Origin of the sequence: Streptomyces sp. NPDC024017, from assembly GCF_040638895.1 — a bacterium.
Taxonomy (GTDB): Bacteria; Actinomycetota; Actinomycetes; order Streptomycetales; family Streptomycetaceae; genus Streptomyces.
On the sequence record NZ_JBEZYZ010000017.1, the window covers coordinates 84,320 to 100,113 of the forward strand.

15 protein-coding genes are annotated in these 15,794 nt (G+C 70.7%); 8 read left to right on the forward strand and 7 right to left on the reverse strand.

Features of this window, described 5'->3' with window-relative positions; genetic code table 11:
* The first annotated feature begins 59 nt into the window (after nucleotides 1-59).
* Both AB0G20_RS35485 and AB0G20_RS35490 read left to right on the forward strand, forming a co-directional pair.
* Nucleotides 60-479, forward strand: a complete 420-nt coding sequence (locus AB0G20_RS35485) for an arsenate reductase ArsC (protein WP_361309860.1) — start codon at nucleotides 60-62, stop codon at nucleotides 477-479.
* A 252-nt stretch (nucleotides 480-731) separates the two neighbouring features.
* Nucleotides 732-1,532 carry a GNAT family N-acetyltransferase gene (locus AB0G20_RS35490; protein ID WP_361309863.1) on the forward strand — a complete coding sequence of 267 codons (801 nt, stop codon included), beginning with the start codon at nucleotides 732-734 and terminating at the stop codon, nucleotides 1,530-1,532.
* Between the two features lie 17 nt (nucleotides 1,533-1,549).
* Here AB0G20_RS35490 and AB0G20_RS35495 read toward each other — a convergent pair whose 3' ends face one another.
* From AB0G20_RS35495 to AB0G20_RS35505, 3 genes are all read right to left on the reverse strand, one after another.
* Nucleotides 1,550-2,965 (reverse strand): HAMP domain-containing sensor histidine kinase, encoded by a 1,416-nt coding sequence (locus AB0G20_RS35495; RefSeq protein WP_361309865.1) that lies wholly within the window; start codon nucleotides 2,963-2,965, stop codon nucleotides 1,550-1,552.
* The gene (locus AB0G20_RS35500) at nucleotides 2,966-3,685 is read right to left on the reverse strand and encodes a response regulator transcription factor (RefSeq protein ID WP_361309868.1); all 720 of its coding nucleotides are present in this window, start codon (nucleotides 3,683-3,685) and stop codon (nucleotides 2,966-2,968) included. It lies immediately after the preceding gene.
* A 117-nt stretch (nucleotides 3,686-3,802) separates the two neighbouring features.
* Nucleotides 3,803-4,879: an LLM class flavin-dependent oxidoreductase gene (locus AB0G20_RS35505; RefSeq protein ID WP_361309871.1), complete on the reverse strand. Its 1,077-nt coding sequence runs from the start codon at nucleotides 4,877-4,879 to the stop codon at nucleotides 3,803-3,805.
* Between the two features lie 202 nt (nucleotides 4,880-5,081).
* On the opposite strand from AB0G20_RS35505, the gene AB0G20_RS35510 reads away from it, so the two are divergent.
* Nucleotides 5,082-5,417 carry a YnfA family protein gene (locus tag AB0G20_RS35510; RefSeq protein WP_361309873.1) on the forward strand — a complete coding sequence of 112 codons (336 nt, stop codon included), beginning with the start codon at nucleotides 5,082-5,084 and terminating at the stop codon, nucleotides 5,415-5,417.
* Between the two features lie 18 nt (nucleotides 5,418-5,435).
* On the opposite strand, the gene AB0G20_RS35515 is transcribed toward AB0G20_RS35510, so the two are convergent.
* Nucleotides 5,436-5,870, reverse strand: a complete 435-nt coding sequence (locus tag AB0G20_RS35515) for a nuclear transport factor 2 family protein (protein WP_361309876.1) — start codon at nucleotides 5,868-5,870, stop codon at nucleotides 5,436-5,438.
* A gap of 180 nt (nucleotides 5,871-6,050) precedes the next feature.
* On the opposite strand from AB0G20_RS35515, the gene AB0G20_RS35520 reads away from it, so the two are divergent.
* Nucleotides 6,051-6,827 (forward strand): SDR family NAD(P)-dependent oxidoreductase, encoded by a 777-nt coding sequence (locus AB0G20_RS35520; protein ID WP_361309879.1) that lies wholly within the window; start codon nucleotides 6,051-6,053, stop codon nucleotides 6,825-6,827.
* Between the two features lie 10 nt (nucleotides 6,828-6,837).
* On the opposite strand, the gene AB0G20_RS35525 is transcribed toward AB0G20_RS35520, so the two are convergent.
* A complete protein-coding gene (locus AB0G20_RS35525; protein WP_361309882.1) occupies nucleotides 6,838-8,031 on the reverse strand; it encodes an RtcB family protein in 1,194 nt (397 codons plus the stop codon).
* A 171-nt stretch (nucleotides 8,032-8,202) separates the two neighbouring features.
* On the opposite strand from AB0G20_RS35525, the gene AB0G20_RS35530 reads away from it, so the two are divergent.
* From AB0G20_RS35530 to AB0G20_RS35540, 3 genes are all read left to right on the forward strand, one after another.
* The gene (locus AB0G20_RS35530; protein ID WP_361309885.1) at nucleotides 8,203-9,021 is read left to right on the forward strand and encodes a DUF3558 domain-containing protein; all 819 of its coding nucleotides are present in this window, start codon (nucleotides 8,203-8,205) and stop codon (nucleotides 9,019-9,021) included.
* A 119-nt stretch (nucleotides 9,022-9,140) separates the two neighbouring features.
* Nucleotides 9,141-10,034, forward strand: a complete 894-nt coding sequence (locus AB0G20_RS35535) for a DUF3558 family protein (protein WP_361309887.1) — start codon at nucleotides 9,141-9,143, stop codon at nucleotides 10,032-10,034.
* Nucleotides 10,035-10,149: 115 nt separating this feature from the next.
* Complete coding sequence (locus AB0G20_RS35540) at nucleotides 10,150-11,445, forward strand: DUF2637 domain-containing protein (protein WP_361309890.1); 1,296 nt, start codon at nucleotides 10,150-10,152, stop codon at nucleotides 11,443-11,445.
* Between the two features lie 70 nt (nucleotides 11,446-11,515).
* On the opposite strand, the gene lysS is transcribed toward AB0G20_RS35540, so the two are convergent.
* A complete protein-coding gene (gene lysS, locus AB0G20_RS35545) occupies nucleotides 11,516-13,261 on the reverse strand; it encodes a lysine--tRNA ligase (protein WP_361309893.1) in 1,746 nt (581 codons plus the stop codon).
* A gap of 149 nt (nucleotides 13,262-13,410) precedes the next feature.
* Here lysS and argS point away from each other — a divergent pair, with 149 nt between their 5' ends.
* Nucleotides 13,411-15,174 carry an arginine--tRNA ligase gene (gene argS / locus AB0G20_RS35550; protein WP_361309896.1) on the forward strand — a complete coding sequence of 588 codons (1,764 nt, stop codon included), beginning with the start codon at nucleotides 13,411-13,413 and terminating at the stop codon, nucleotides 15,172-15,174.
* Between the two features lie 63 nt (nucleotides 15,175-15,237).
* Here argS and AB0G20_RS35555 read toward each other — a convergent pair whose 3' ends face one another.
* A complete protein-coding gene (locus AB0G20_RS35555) occupies nucleotides 15,238-15,738 on the reverse strand; it encodes a DinB family protein (protein ID WP_361309899.1) in 501 nt (166 codons plus the stop codon).
* Nucleotides 15,739-15,794: the final 56 nt, after the last annotated feature.

A 15,794-nucleotide genomic window follows, 5' to 3' on the forward strand; every position in this document is an offset into this window, starting at 1 on the left:
GCCGAGCACCTGGATCCGCACCCGCGCGACGGCACGCACCACCGACGAAGGAAGAACCGATGTCCTCCAGCCCGCTCGCCTCCGTGCTGTTCGTCTGCGTCCACAACGCCGGGCGTTCTCAGATGGCTGCCGGATTCCTCTCCCACCTCGCGGGCGACCGGATCGAGGTCCGCTCCGCCGGCTCCGTGCCGGGCGACCAGGTCAACCCCTCCGCCGTCGAGGCCATGAGGGAAGTCGGCGTCGACATCGCCGGCGCCGAGCCGAAGATCCTCACCACCGAGGCGGTCCAGGCGTCCGACTACGTCATCACCATGGGCTGCGGCGACGCCTGCCCGATCTTCCCCGGCAAGACCTACCTCGACTGGGCCCTGGAAGACCCGGCCGGCAAGGGCGTCGAGGCCGTCCGTCCGATCCGCGACGAGATCAAGTCCCGCATCGAGGCCCTGATCGCCGAGATCGACGCCAAGCAGGGGGCATGACGTCCGAGTCGGACACCGGCATCCGCGGGGTCATCGTCATCGGCCCCGGCGCCGCCACCTGAAGCGCCGCTCAGGTGTTGGCACCTCGTGCGGTCACCGGGCCCTCGTCCCGTCGCCCCCTCGGCCGACTTCGCGACGAGAACCTCCACTTACCGGCCACGAACAGCCCCCCGGGCTCCGGGCAGGAGGATGAGCCGGGCCTCCGGCGGGCAGGACGGGTGCGGCAGTAGTCGGTGACCTGAGGGGGCCCCTGTGCGTGATCTCGCGGACTCGATCGAATCGGTGGAACAGCTCGCCACGGTCTGGCGGGCCATGGTGCTCGACCGGGATCCGCGTGCCGACGTGCGGGACCTGCCGGGCATCGCCGTGCGGTGGGCCGACTGCCGGTTCGCCTTCTGGAACTGCCTGACCCTGACGGATGCCGGTGCGGACGCCGGGTTGCTGAAGCAGCGGCTCGACGAGGCCGCCGAGATCATGCGGTCGAAATCCCACCCCGGCTTCCTGTGGGTCTTCGAGGATCTGCTCGACGGCCCGGCACGCGCCGTACTGGCGGAAGCCGCCGGGCGGGCGGGCCTGCGGTACGCCTTTCCCGGCACCGGAATGGCGGGAGACCTGCTGCCGATTCCCGAGCCCGTCCATCCCGAGCTCACCTTCGTGCGCGTGAGGGACGACGAACTGCTGCGGTCCTACGCGGACATCAACTCGCGTGCCTACGGGTTCCCGCTGGACGACGGGCGGGACGGGCTCGCCGGGTCCTCGTTGTGGAAGAACCGGGTGCTCGCGTATCTGGGTCTGCGGGACGGAATCCCCGTGACGTGCGCCGCCACCGTCGAGGCGGACGGGCGGCTCTTCGTCGTGCTCGTCGCCACCGATCCGGGGTGGGAGCGGCGGGGGTACGGGGAGGCCGTGACCCGCAAGGCGCTGTACGAGGGGGGCCGGGCCACCGGGCTGACCCGGGCGACACTGCACGCGACCGCAGCCGGGGCGCCCGTGTACCCACGGATCGGGTTCGAGCCGAACTCCCCGATCCGGTTCTACGCCCTCGGGGACTGACCGGCGGGCCTGCCGCGTCAGTCGAGCCCCCCGCCCACGGTGAACCCGATCACCGTCCCACCACCCTCCCGCCGGTACGCGAACGGCGCTCCCCCGTGCGCCAGAGCCACCTCGCGGACGATGGACAGGCCGAGGCCCGAGCCCGGCAGGGAACGGGCGTCGGCGGCGCGGTAGAAGCGGTCGAAGACCCGGGCGAGGTCGTGATCGGTGATGCCGGGGCCGCGGTCCAGGACCTCGACCCGGATCGTGCCGGGCCGGGCGGGCCCCGAGACGGCGATCTCGATGGGAGCCCGGCCGCCCTGGTCGAACTTCACCGCGTTCTCGACGAGGTTGGACAGCGCCCGGGTCAGCATCCCGGCCCGCCCGTCGGTCGTGGTGTCGCCGCTCGCGCGCAGCAGGATCTCCCGGCCGCTGCGGCGCCGGGCCACCCCCGCCACCTCCTCGGCGATGTCGGCGACGTCCACCCGGCGCGGCGGCTCGGCGTCGGACTGTCCGGCCGCGAGGTCCACCAGCTCGTTGACCAGGTCGGTCAGCTCCCGCGCCTCCTGCCCGAGGTCGGCGACCAGCTCCTCACGGGCCTTCGGCGGGAGTTCGTCGATCCGGCGCAGCAGGGAGATGTTCGTGCGCAGCGAGGTCAGCGGCGTGCGCAGCTCGTGGCCCGCGTCCTGGACCAGGCGGCGCTGGTCCTCCTCGGACTGCGCGAGCCGGCCCAGCATCCGGTCGAAGGCCCGGCCGAGGCGGCCCACCTCGTCATGACCGGCCACCGGCACCTGAATGCCCAGCCGGCGGGTGCGGGCGACGTCCTCGGCGGCGTCGGTCAGCACGACCAGGCGGCGGGTGATCCGCCGGGCCAGCCACCAGCCGAACAGCCCGGCGCCGATCACCACGGCGGCCATCAGCAGCAGCGTCCGCTGCTGGAGCGCCCGCAGCAGATCCTCGACGTCGCTGAACTCCTGCGCGACCTGCACCGCGCCCCGGCCGTCCCCGAGGGAGACGGTGGCGACGCGGTAGACGTCGCTGCCCACGTCGACGTCCTTGTGCTCGGCGACCTCCCCGGACAGGGACGCGGCGGCGATCCGCACGTCGGTGCCGGTGACCGGCAGCCCCGGACTGCCCGCGTCGACGACGTGCCCGTCCGGGCCGAGCACCTGCACGTCCGTCCGGGCCGGCCGCACCAGGTCGTGGCCCGGCGCGGCGGACGAGAAGTCGCCGGGCGTCATGTGGTTCTGCCGCACCTCGTCGCGCAGATCCTGCACGACCTCGTCGAACACCGTCTGCTGGTCCACCCGCACCAGCCGCGCGGCGGCGCTGTAGGACAGGATGCCGACCAGGATCGTCACGGCCGCCGTCACCGCAGCGAACGACACCGCGAACGTGGTGCGCAGCGAGACCAGCCTCGGCCGCCCGACCAGCAGTCGGCGCAGGCGGCCCACTCAGTCCTCCCGCAGCACGTAACCCACGCCCCGCACCGTGTGGATCAGCTGCGGACCGTCCGGCTCGTCGAGCTTGCGGCGCAGATAGCCGACGTAGACGGCGAGGTTCTTCGAGCCTGGCCCGAAGTCGTAGCCCCAGATGCGGTCGTAGATCGTCGAGTGGTCGAGGACGATGCCCGTGTTGCGCACCAGCAGCTCCAGCAGCTCGAACTCGGTGCGGGTCAGCTCCAGCTCGCGCGCGCCCCGCCAGGCCCGGCGCGCCTGCGGGTCCATGCGGATCCCGGCCGCCTCGATGAACCGCTCCGGGAGCTGCCTGGGCGCCTCGGCCGCCGGGGCGCTCCCGGCAGCCACCGGGCTGGTGCGGCGCAGCAGGGCGCGCAGCCGGGCGAAGACCTCCTCCACGTCGAAGGGCTTCACCACGTAGTCGTCGGCGCCCGCGTCCAGGCCGGCGATCCGGTCGGCCGTCTCCACGAGGGCCGTCAGCATCAGCACCGGCGTCCGGTCGCCCTCGGCGCGCAGCACCCGGCACACCTGGAGCCCGTCGATGCCGGGCATCATCACGTCCAGGACGAGTACGTCCGGACGCTTGCGGTGGGCCTGTGCCAGCGCCTCGACCCCGTCGGCGACCGCCAGGACCTGGTAGCCCTCCAGGGTCAGGGCACGCTCCAGGGCGTTGCGGATGGCGCGGTCGTCTTCGGCGAGCAGCACGGTGTGGGGCACGCGTCCAGTGTGCCAAGCCGCCCGGCCCCCCAGGCCGTATGCGCTGCGCCGGAGCGTCCTTCTTACTCCCCTCTCACCAGGGGCCGGGCAACCGTGGAGCCGGGCCCTACCGTCCCCTCACCCTCGGTCCCGGGCGAGCCGGGCGGCGTGCGTCGGGGCGTCCGGGACGTCCGCCGGGCGGTCCACGGCGAACTCCTTGCGCAGCACCGGCACGACCTCCTCGCCCAGCAGGTCGATCTGCTCCAGCACGGTCTTCAGCGGCAGCCCGGCGTGGTCGACGAGGAACAGCTGGCGCTGGTAGTCGCCGGCGTACTCCCGGAAGGCCAGCGTCTTCTCGATGACCTGCTGCGGGGAGCCCACGGTCAGCGGCGTCTGCTCCGTGAAGTCCTCCAGCGACGGGCCGTGCCCGTACACCGGCGCGACGTCGAAGTACGGCCGGAACTCCCGCACCGCGTCCTGCGCGTTCTTCCGCATGAACACATGCCCGCCGAGCCCGACGATCGCCTGCTCGGGCGTGCCGTGCCCGTAGTGGGCGTAGCGCGTCCGGTACAGCTCGACCATGCGCTTGGTGTGGTCGGCCGGCCAGAAGATGTTGTTGTGGAAGAAGCCGTCGCCGTAGAACGCGGCCTGCTCGGCGATCTCCGGGGAGCGGATCGAGCCGTGCCAGACGAACGGCGGGACGCCGTCCAGCGGGCGGGGCGTGGCGGTGAAGCCCTGGAGGGGCGTGCGGAACTTCCCCTCCCAGTCGACGACGTCCTCGCGCCACAGACGGTGGAGCAGAGCGTAGTTCTCGACGGCGAGGTTGATGCCCTGCCGGATGTCCTGCCCGAACCAGGGGTAGACCGGGCCGGTGTTCCCGCGCCCCAGCATCAGGTCCACCCGGCCGTCGGCCAGGTGCTGGAGCATCGCGAAGTCCTCGGCGATCTTCACCGGGTCGTTGGTGGTGATCAGGGTCGTGGCCGTGGAGAGGATCAGCCGCTCGGTGCGGGCCGCGACGTAGCCGAGCATCGTGGTCGGCGACGAGGGCACGAACGGCGGGTTGTGGTGCTCGCCGGTCGCGAAGACGTCGAGCCCCACCTCCTCGGCCTTCAGCGCGATGGCCACCATGGCCTTGATCCGCTCGCGCTCCGTGGGCGTCCGGCCGGTGGTGGGGTCGGGCGTGACGTCGCCGACGCTGAAGATCCCGAACTGCATGGTCGCTCACCCTCCAGGTTGTTTACCGTTCAACCATACCCGGGGAACGACGTCCTCCGTGGGGCTATTCCCAGTGGGGCCCGGCCGGTCCGCGCGAGGAGCCGCTCGCACGCCGACGCACCCTCGGCCTCCGGCACCGGCTCCCGTCCCTGCGTCCGTCCCGGTCCGCGTCGACGACGACGGGGCATGCGAAGCTGACGCCATGTCCGTGCTCCGCTCCGCCGCCCTCTTCGTGCTCGCCGCGCTGCTGGAGATCGGCGGCGCCTGGCTGGTCTGGCAGGGCGTGCGCGAGAACAAGGGCTGGCTCTGGGCGGCCGGCGGCGTCCTCGCGCTCGGCGCCTACGGCTTCGTCGCGACGTTCCAGCCCGACGCCCACTTCGGCCGCGTCCTCGCCGCGTACGGCGGGATCTTCGTCGCCGGTTCGATCCTGTGGGGCGTGGTCGCGGACGGCTACCGCCCGGACCGCTGGGACATCGCGGGCGCATCGATCTGCCTCGCGGGCATGGCCGTCATCATGTACGCCCCGCGGGGAAACTGACCGGACCCCTCGGGGACCTCAGAGCGGCTCGTCGGGGAGCAACCCCAACTGCCCGAGGAAGTCCATCTCGTCGAAGTACAGCCGGTAGTCGACGATCCGCCCGTCCTTCACGGTGGCGATGTCCACCCCGCGGATCCGTACCTCCTTCTGCGTCGGCGGCAGCGTCTCGCCGTTGGACAGCTCCAGCGGGCCGGTGTTCCGCCCGCGGAAGACGCCCTCGTCGATGGCCGTGTCACCGGCCTCGTAGGAGTGCAGCGTCTCGAACGTCGCCTCGGGGACCGCCTCGGTCATCGACCGCCAGTACTCGACGATCGCGTCCCGCCCGCGCAGCTCACCCTCGTCGGGAGTGAAGGCGACCGCGTCCTCGGCGTAGAGCTCGCCGAGGACCTTCAGATCGGCGTGTGTGGTGACCGCGTCCGTGAGCCGGTCCATGACCTCACGTGCCTCGCCCATGATCCACCTCCGGGAGAAACGGGGGACCACCCAGTCTCATTCTCCCACCCAGGGCCTGTTGCGGCAGTGGCGTCGTCGCGGCAGACCCCACTGCCGCAACAGGCCCCAGGGGCCCACCTATCCTGGCCGGAAGCGCCTGCGCGCGATCCGCCCCGCCACACCCACGCCCGAGGAGCTCCCATGGCCACCGCAGCCCCGCCCGCAGCCTCCCGCATCGCCGTCGTCACGGGTGCGAGCAGCGGAATCGGCGCAGCCACGGCCCGGCAGCTCGCCGCGGCGGGCTACCGCGTCGTCCTCACCGCGCGCCGCAAGGACCGCATCGAGGCCCTCGCCGAGGAGATCACCAAGGCGGGCCACCAGGCCACGGCGTACCCCCTCGACGTCACGGACCGCGCTGCGGTCGACGAGTTCGCCACGGCGTTCAAGACGATCGGCGTGCTGGTCAACAACGCGGGCGGCGCGCTCGGCGCCGACCCGGTCGCGACCGGCGACCCGGCCGACTGGCGCCAGATGTACGAGACGAACGTCCTCGGCACCCTCAACCTCACCCAGGCCCTGCTGCCCAAGCTGATCGCGAGCGGCGACGGCACGGTCGTGGTCGTCTCCTCCACCGCCGGGCACGGCACCTACGAGGGCGGCGGAGGCTACGTCGCCGCCAAGCACGGCGCCCACGTCCTCGCCGAGACCCTGCGCCTGGAGATCGTCGGCCGGCCGGTCCGCGTCATCGAGATCGCCCCCGGCATGGTCAAGACCGACGAGTTCGCCCTGACCCGCTTCGACGGCGACGAGGACAGGGCGGCCAAGGTCTACGAGGGCGTCGCCGAACCCCTGACGGCCGGCGACGTCGCCGAAACGATCACGTGGGCGGTCACCCGCCCCGCCCACGTCAACGTCGACCTCCTGGTCCTCCGCCCCCGCGCCCAGGCGTCGAACACGAAGGTGCACCGGGAGTCGTAGAGCCGGCCGGTCAGCCCTTCACGCAGACGACCTGCTTGATCTGCGCCACGACCTCCACGAGGTCGCGCTGCTGGTCGATGACCTGCTCGATCGGCTTGTAGGCGCCGGGGATCTCGTCGACGACACCGGAGTCCTTGCGGCACTCCACACCCTGGGTCTGCTGCTCCAGGTCCTTCGTGGTGAACCGGCGCTTGGCCGCGGTGCGGCTCATGCGCCGACCCGCGCCGTGCGAGGCCGAGTTGAAGGACTTGGCGTTGCCCAGGCCCTTCACGATGTACGAACCCGTGCCCATGGAGCCCGGGATGATCCCGTACTCGCCGGAGCCGGCCCGGATCGCGCCCTTGCGGGTCACGAGCAGGTCCATCCCGTCGTAGCGCTCCTCGGCCACGTAGTTGTGGTGCGCGCTGATCTCCGGCTCGAAGGTGGGCTTGGCCTTCTTGAACTCCTTGCGGATCACGTCCTTGAGGAGCGCCATCATGATCGAGCGGTTGCGCTTCGCGTACTCCTGCGCCCAGAACAGGTCGTTGCGGTACGCCGCCATCTGCGGGGTGTCCGCGACGAACACGGCGAGGTCGCGGTCGACCAGGTTCTGGTTGTGCGGGAGCTTCTGGGCCACGCCGATGTGATGCTCGGCCAGTTCCTTGCCGATGTTCCGGGAACCGGAGTGCAGCATCAGCCAGACAGAACCGGTCGTATCCGTGCACACCTCGACAAAATGATTCCCTCCGCCGAGGGTTCCCATCTGCTTCGTGGCGCGTTCCTGACGGAACTTGACCGCCTCCGCGACCCCGCCGAACCGCCCCCAGAAGTCGTCCCACCCCGCCGTACCGAACCCGTGCAGCCGCCCCGGATCCACGGGGTCGTCATGCATCCCCCGCCCCACCGGAATCACCTGCTCGATCCTCGACCGCAGCCGGGACAGATCGCCGGGCAGGTCGTTCGCCGTCAGGGACGTCTTCACCGCCGACATTCCGCAGCCGATGTCGACACCCACCGCCGCCGGGCACACCGCACCCTGCATCGCGATGACCGAGCCGACCGTCGCGCCCTTGCCGTAGTGCACGTCGGGCATGACCGCCAGGCCCTTGATCCACGGCAGCGTGGCGACGTTCTGGAGCTGCTGGAGCGCCGAGCCCTCGACCGAGGCCGGGTCGGCCCACATCCGGATCGGTACCTTCGCACCCGGTATCTCTACGTACGACATAACGCCCTCAATCCCCCGTAAACGAACAGAAGTCTTCAACAGCAAATACCGGAGCCAAGGTCGACGAAAGGGAAATCGGACCGGCGTCCACGGCAGTGCGTGCGATACACATTGTGTTCATCGCCCGCCCTACGGCGGCAAGCCAATATCCGCGTCGAGAGGAGCCACCACGTGCAACGGAAGGCGTGTGTACCCGGTATCGCCGTGCTCCTCGCGGCGGTACTGGCCGGCTGCACCGGCGGCTCCGGCGACGGCGGCCCGACGGACGACTCCAACCCGGGCGACACCGGCACGGCGTCGCCCGCCGCCGAGCCCGGCCGCTACCGCACGCTCCCCGAGCCCTGCGCCGAGGTCGACGAGAGCACCCTGGACGAACTCCTCCCGGGGATCCGGCAGATCCGCGACGTGGAGCAGCGCGAGAAGGCCTACGAGGGCGAGCCGACGACCACGTTCGACACCGACCGCAAGGTCGGCTGCCGCTGGAAGGTGGACTCCCCGGCGGCCACCGACCATCTGCTGATCGACTTCGAGCGGGTCGTCTCGTACGACAACGCCGTCAGCGACGACAGCCAGGCCGAGCAGCTCTTCGCGGAGCGGGAGGCGTCGGCCCATCTGCCCGAGCCGACCGCCACCGAGACGGCGGCCGCCGCCGGCACCCCGGCGAGCGGTTCGGCCGCGTCCCCGAGCGGCTCCCCCTCCCCGTCCAACTCCTCCTCGCCCTCGGCGTCCGTGTCCGCTCCGCCGACCGAGCTGCAGCCCCGGGTGCTGGAGGACCTCGGCGAAGAGGCCTTCCTCGACGACGGGCTGAACAGTTCCGGTTCGACGGCCAAGCAGCGGACGGTGACTGTGGCGTTCCGCACGTCCAACGTCATCGTGACCATCGAGTACGCCGAGCAGCCGGCGACCGTCGGCGTCGTCCCGGACAGCAAGGAAATGCAGGACAGGGCGCAGAAACTGGCCTCCCAGCTGGCGGATTCGCTGGGCGACTGAGGCCCCTTCACGGCCCTTTCACGCACACCCGCAAAGCGCGCGAAGAAAGAACACACGGTTGCCTCACCGCGTACGGTGACCACTCGGACCCGTTCCGACCGCAGGGAACCACGAGCGTCATGAGTGAAGGAACCATGCAGCGACGAGCACAGCGAGACCAGCGAGACCAGCGAGCGAAGCGACTCAACCGCGTCCTTGTCTGCGCGGCCGCCGTCCCCGTGATGCTGGTCGCCGCCGGCTGCTCCTCGGACTCCGGCTCCGGCGACAGCACGGACAAGGCCGCCAAGGCCGCCGCGTCGGCGTCCGCGAGTCCGTCGCCGACCGTGGAGGCGGCGGCGTACAGCAAGCTTCCGGAGCCCTGCAAGGCGCTCTCGAAGAAGACGCTGAAGGACCTCGTTCCGAAGAGCAAGTCCGGCAAGGAGGGCAAGTCGGACGACATCTCGACCCGGGGCAGCTGCTCCTGGAACAGCCTCGACAACAACGGCGTGAAGGGTTCGCAGTTCCGCTGGCTGAACGTGTCGATGCTGCGCTTCGAGTCGGACGCCACGCGTGGCGCGGCCGACAAGCTGGCCCAGCAGTACTTCGACAAGCAGGTCCAGGAGGCCCAGGCCGTCGAGGGCGCGAAGGGCGTCAAGACGGATCCGGTGGCCGGTACGGGTGACCAGGCGACGGCCGTGCACTACGACCTGAAGAAGAAGGAAGGCACCTTCAAGCAGCAGACGATCGTGGCGCGCGTCGAGAACGTCGTGGTCACGCTCGACTACAACGGCGCGGGCCTGGCCGGCGACAAGACGCCGAGCGGCGACGACATGCTGAAGGACGCGAAGAAGGCCGCCAAGGAGGCGGTGGACGCGGTGTCCGAGGCGAACGGCAAGGGCGGCGGCAAGCCGAGCAGCGCCCCGTCCAAGTCGGCGTCGAAGTCGCCGTCGAAGTCTCCCTCCAAGGGGGCGTCGGACGAGCCTTCGAAGGACTCCGAGGCCTCGCCGTCGAAGAGGCCCGCGTCGAAGAGCTGAGCCGCTCCGACGGGATCCGGCCACCCGCCCCCCGCACATATGTGCCACCCTGTTGCGCGCAACAACATGCAAGGGGAGGGGAGTACGGGTGGCCGCGCCACTGCAGCTGACTCGGATGCACCGCGTTCTCATCGGCGTGGTCGTGGCCGGTGCCGTGATCATCGCCGGTATCGGCTTCGCCGGTTCGTACGCGGCGGTCCGCGAGTTGGCCCTCAAGAAGGGCTTCGGGAACTTCTCCTACGTGTTCCCGATCGGCATCGACGCGGGCATCTGCGTCCTGCTGGCCCTGGATCTGCTCCTCACCTGGATCAGGATCCCGTTCCCTCTCCTGCGTCAGACGGCCTGGCTGCTGACGGCGGCGACGATCGCCTTCAACGGCGCGGCCGCGTGGCCGGATCCGCTCGGCGTGGGTATGCACGCGGTGATCCCGATCCTGTTCGTGGTCTCGGTCGAGGCGGCCCGGCACGCGATCGGCCGCATCGCCGACATCACGGCCGACAAGCACATGGAGGGCGTCCGCCTCACCCGCTGGATCCTCTCCCCCGTCCCCACGTTCCTTCTCTGGCGCCGTATGAAGCTCTGGGAGCTCCGCTCCTACGAGCAGGTCATCAAGCTGGAGCAGGAGCGGCTGGTCTACCAGGCGCGGCTGCGGTCGCGGTTCGGGCGGGCGTGGCGCAGGAAGGCTCCGGTGGAGTCCCTGATGCCGCTGCGACTGGCGCGGTACGGGGTGCCGTTGGCGGAGACTGCTCCGGCGGGGCTGGCGGCGGCGGGCATCGAGCCCGCGCTGATCCCGCCGGCTCCCAAGCAGGCTCTGGACGCGGCGGCCGCACCCGCCCCGGCCGCGGGCAGGCGTGCCGCTTCCGCGCCGTCCGCGTCCGTCCCGCAGCGGACGGCAGCTCCCGGCGAGCAGCGCCTGGAACTCGACAGCACCCCCGGCGTCGAGCACGTGGCAGCGGAGCCCGAACCCGACCAGAGTCCCTGGTTCAACACCCCTCGCGAGGTCGAATACCAGGGCGGCTACGACCCGGCCTTCGATCCGGAGCAGTACGCGCAGTGGTTCGCGGAGCAGCAGCAGGCCGAGCAGTACCTGGAAGACCAGCCGCACGACGGGCCGTCCTCGGAGGACACGGGCAGCTTCCCCATCCCGGTGGGGCCGGGCCGCACCCGTGAACTGGGTGAGGGCGGCGGCACTCCGCCCCCCGGCGCCGTACCCGCCCCCGAACCGGACGAGGAGTCCTTCTACCAGGTCTTCAAGCAGTCGATCAACGGCAGCTACCCCACGCCCCGCGAGCTGATCGACAACGTGGAGGCGGAGTTCGGCATCGGCCTGCCCCCGGAGGATGCCAAGCGCATGGTCAACCGCTTCACGAACCGCCACAACGCGGAACTGGAAGAGGACCACATCGCATAGCCGGGGGCGATTTCACTGACGCTCCGACAGAGATCCGGGGGCCCTCGTACGAGGGCCCCCTTTCAACGGCTCAGTCCCCGAGCAGGGACCGCACCCGGTCCTGCCCCACCGCCAGCAGCAGCGTGGGCAGCCGGGGCCCGGTGTCACGGCCCACCAGCAGGTGGTACAGCAGCGCGAAGAAGGACCGCTGGGCGGTCTTGATCTCCGGCGGCAGCTCCTTCGGCGTGGCGTCGGCGGAGAACCCGGCCTGCACCTTCGGCACGCCGTACACCAGGTGCGTCAGCCCGTCGAGGGACCAGTGGTCGGCCAGCCCGTCGAGCAGCAGCCGCAGCGACGCGCGGCCCTGCTCGTCGAGCGACTTCAGCAGCTCGGCGTCCGGCTCGGCCCGCACGATCGTCCGCTGGTCGGCGGGGACGTGCGTGTTGATCCAGGCCTCGGCCTTGTCGTACCGCGGCCGCGCCTCGTCGAGCGAGGTCAGCGGCTGCTCCGGGTCCAGCTCGCTGAGGATGCGCAGCGCCTGGTCCTCGTGCCCGGCGGTGATGTCCGCGACGGACGCCAGCGTCCGGTACGGCAGCGGCCGGGGCGTGCGCGGCAGCTCACCGGCGGCCGTGCCCACCGCACGCGCGTGCGCGGCCACGTCGGCCGGCAGGGCGCTGCCGTCGGCGACCTTGGCGTCCAGCCGGTCCCACTCGTCGTAGAGCCGCTGGATCTCCTGGTCGAAGGCGACCTTGAAGGACTGGTTGGGCCGACGGCGGGCGTACAGCCAGCGCAGCAGCTGCGGTTCCATGATCTTCAGGGCGTCCGCCGGGGTCGGCACGCCACCCCGCGAGGACGACATCTTCGCCATCCCGCTGATGCCCACGAAGGCGTACATCGGCCCGATCGGCTGCTTCCCGCCGAAGATCCCGACGATCTGCCCGCCGACCTGGAACGACGACCCCGGCGAGGAGTGATCGACACCCGAGGGCTCGAACACGACCCCCTCGTACGCCCACCGCATCGGCCAGTCGACCTTCCAGACCAGCTTGCCGCGGTTGAACTCGTTCAGCCGGACCGTCTCCGAGAAGCCGCACGCGGTGCAGGCGTACGTCAGCTCGGTGGAGTCGTCGTCGTAGGAGGTGACGGTGGTGAGGTCCTTCTCGCAGTTGCCGCAGTACGGCTTGTACGGGAAGTACCCGGCGGCGGTGGAGCTGCCGTCGTCCTCACCGGCCGCGCCGGAGCCCTCGGCGGCCTCCAGTTCGGCCTCGTCGACCGGCTTCTGCCCCTGCTGCTTCTTGGCCGGGGCCTTCTTCGTGCGGTACTGGTCGAGGATCGCGTCGATGTCGCCGCGGTGCTTGATGGCGTGCAGGATCTGCTCGCGGTACACACCCGAGGTGTACTGCTCGGTCTGGCTGATCCCGTCGAACTCCACGCCCAGCTCGGCGAGCGACTCGATCATCGCGGCCTTGAAGTGCTCGGCCCAGTTCGGGTGCGAGGAGCCCTTCGGCGCCGGGACGGACGTCAGCGGCTTGCCGATGTGCTCGGCCCACGACTCGTCGACGCCCGCGATACCTGCCGGGACCTTGCGGTACCGGTCGTAGTCGTCCCAGGAGATCAGGTGGCGCACCTGGTGGCCCCGGCGGCGGATCTCGTCGGCGACGAGGTGCGGGGTCATGACCTCGCGCAGGTTGCCGAGGTGGATGGGGCCGGACGGGGACAGACCGGACGCGACGACGACGGGTTTGCCCGGGGCCCGGCGCTCCGACTCCTCGATGACCTCATCCGCGAAACGGGAGACCCAGTCGGTGGTCTCGGTGCTCTGAGCCACGATCGGCACGTCCTTCTTTCTGCATCGGGCAGCCGGTACGGTCGCACGGCTGACCGCACCATTGTCCCAGACCAGGTCGCGCCCGGAAAAACGGCTTTACCCCCATGGGATACTGGCCGTGTCTATCGATTCCCTCGAGGAGAACGGCACCCTTACCTATGGCCTCGGTCACGTCCCTCAGCGACTCCGTCCACCAGCGCCTCGCGGCGGCCCTGTCGGCGGCTCTGCCGCAGGCCGGCTCCGCGGACCCGCTGCTGCGACGAAGCGACCGGGCCGACTTCCAGGCCAACGGGATCCTGGCCCTCGCCAAGAAGGAGAAGGCCAACCCGCGCGAGCTGGCCACGCAGGTCGTCTCCCAGGTCGAGTCGGGTGAGCTGATCAAGGACGTCGAGGTCTCCGGCCCCGGCTTCCTCAACATCACCCTCACCGACCGCGCGATCACCCAGAACCTCGCCGCGCGCTACGCGGACGACACCGGCCGCCTCGGCGTGCCGCTCGCGCAGCAGCCGGGCACCACGGTCATCGACTACGCCCAGCCGAACGTGGCGAAGGAGATGCACGTCGGCCACCTGCGTTCCGCGGTGATCGGCGACGCGGTGGTGCAGCTGCTGGAGTTCACCGGCGAGCACGTGGTCCGGCGTCACCACATCGGCGACTGGGGCACCCAGTTCGGCATGCTCATCCAGTACCTGGAGGAGCACCCGCACGAGCTGGACCACAAGGCCGACGAGGTCTCCGGCGAAGAGGCGATGTCGAATCTCGACCGCCTCTACAAGGCCGCCCGCAAGGTCTTCGACGCCGACGAGGAATTCAAGACCCGTGCCCGGCGCCGGGTGGTGGACCTCCAGGCGGGCGACCCGCAGACGCTGGCCATGTGGCAGAAGTTCGTCGACGAGTCGAAGATCTACTTCTTCTCCGTCTTCGAGAAGCTGGACATGGAGATCCGCGACGCGGACATCGTCGGCGAGTCGGGTTACAACGACATGCTCGCCGAGACCTGCCGCCTCCTGGAGGAGTCGGGCGTCGCGGTCCGCTCCGAGGGCGCCCTCTGCGTCTTCTTCGACGACATCAAGGGCCCGGACGGCAACCCGGTCCCGCTGATCGTGCAGAAGTCGGACGGCGGCTACGGCTACGCGGCGACCGACCTGTCCGCGATCCGCGACCGCGTCTTCACCATCAAGGCGAACACGCTCCTGTACGTCGTGGACGCCCGCCAGTCGCTCCACTTCAAGATGGTCTTCGAGACGGCCCGCCGCGCCGGCTGGCTGAACGACGACGTCGAGGCGGTCCAGCTCGCCTTCGGCACGGTCCTCGGCAAGGACGGCAAGCCGTTCAAGACCCGTGAGGGCGAGACGGTCCGCCTGGTCGACCTCCTCGACGAGGCGATCGATCGTGCCTCGGCGGTCGTGCGCGAGAAGGCCCAGGACCTCTCCGAGGCGGAGATCGCCGAGCGCGGCACGCAGGTGGGCATCGGCGCGGTGAAGTACGCCGACCTGTCGACGTCGGCGAACCGCGACTACAAGTTCGACCTGGAGCAGATGGTCTCGCTCAACGGCGACACCTCCGTCTACCTCCAGTACGCCTACGCCCGTATCCAGTCGATCCTGCGCAAGGCCGGCGCCTCCCGCCCCGCCGCGCACCCCGGGCTGGAGCTGCACGAGGCGGAGCGCGCGCTGGGCCTGCACGCGGACTCGTTCGCGGCGACGGTCGCGGAGGCGGCGAGCGAGTACGCCCCGCACAAGCTGGCGGCGTACCTGTTCCAGCTGGCGTCCCTGTACACGACGTTCTACGACAAGTGCCCGGTCCTGAAGGCCGAGACGCAGGAGCAGATCGAGAACCGCCTGTTCCTCTGCGACGTCACGGCCCGCACGCTCCACCGGGGCATGGAACTGCTGGGCATCCGGACGCCCGAGCGGCTCTGACGCCGGGTTCTCCCGCGACCGCATCGAGGGCGGCACTCCCCCAGGGGGTGCCGCCCTCGGGCGTCAGCGCTGCGCCGTGGTGTTCGCGCCGTCCAGGGTCTCCCGGACGAGGTCCGCGTGCCCGGCGTGCTGGGCGGTCTCCCTGATCAGGTGCAGCAGGATCCGGCGCGCGGACCAGAACTCGGGCTCCGGCGGGGACCAGGGCGTCTTCGGCAGCGGCACGCTGACGTCCAGGTCCGGCAGCGCGGACACCGCCTCCTCGGTGGCCCGGGCGGCCGACGCGTAGCGCTCCAGCAGCGCGGGGAGCGTGTCGCCCTCGGCCATGCGGTACTGCGCCGTGTCGAGCATGCCGTCGGGCAGTTCACCGTCGCGCTCGGAGATGATCCGGGTCCACATCTCCTCTCCCGTGGCGAGGTGCTTCACGATGCCGCCGAGCGTCAGCTCGCTCACCGTCGTACGCTGCCCGGCCTGCGCGTCGGTGAGTCCGCGCACGGTGATCAGCAGCAGCGCGCGCTGCTCCGCGAACGCGGCGAGCAGGTCCGTCTTCTCGGAGGAAGTGGTCATGTCCCAACCGTAGGCAGCAAGTAGGTCAGTTGCTGTCCGCTACGGCGGTCGTCGGC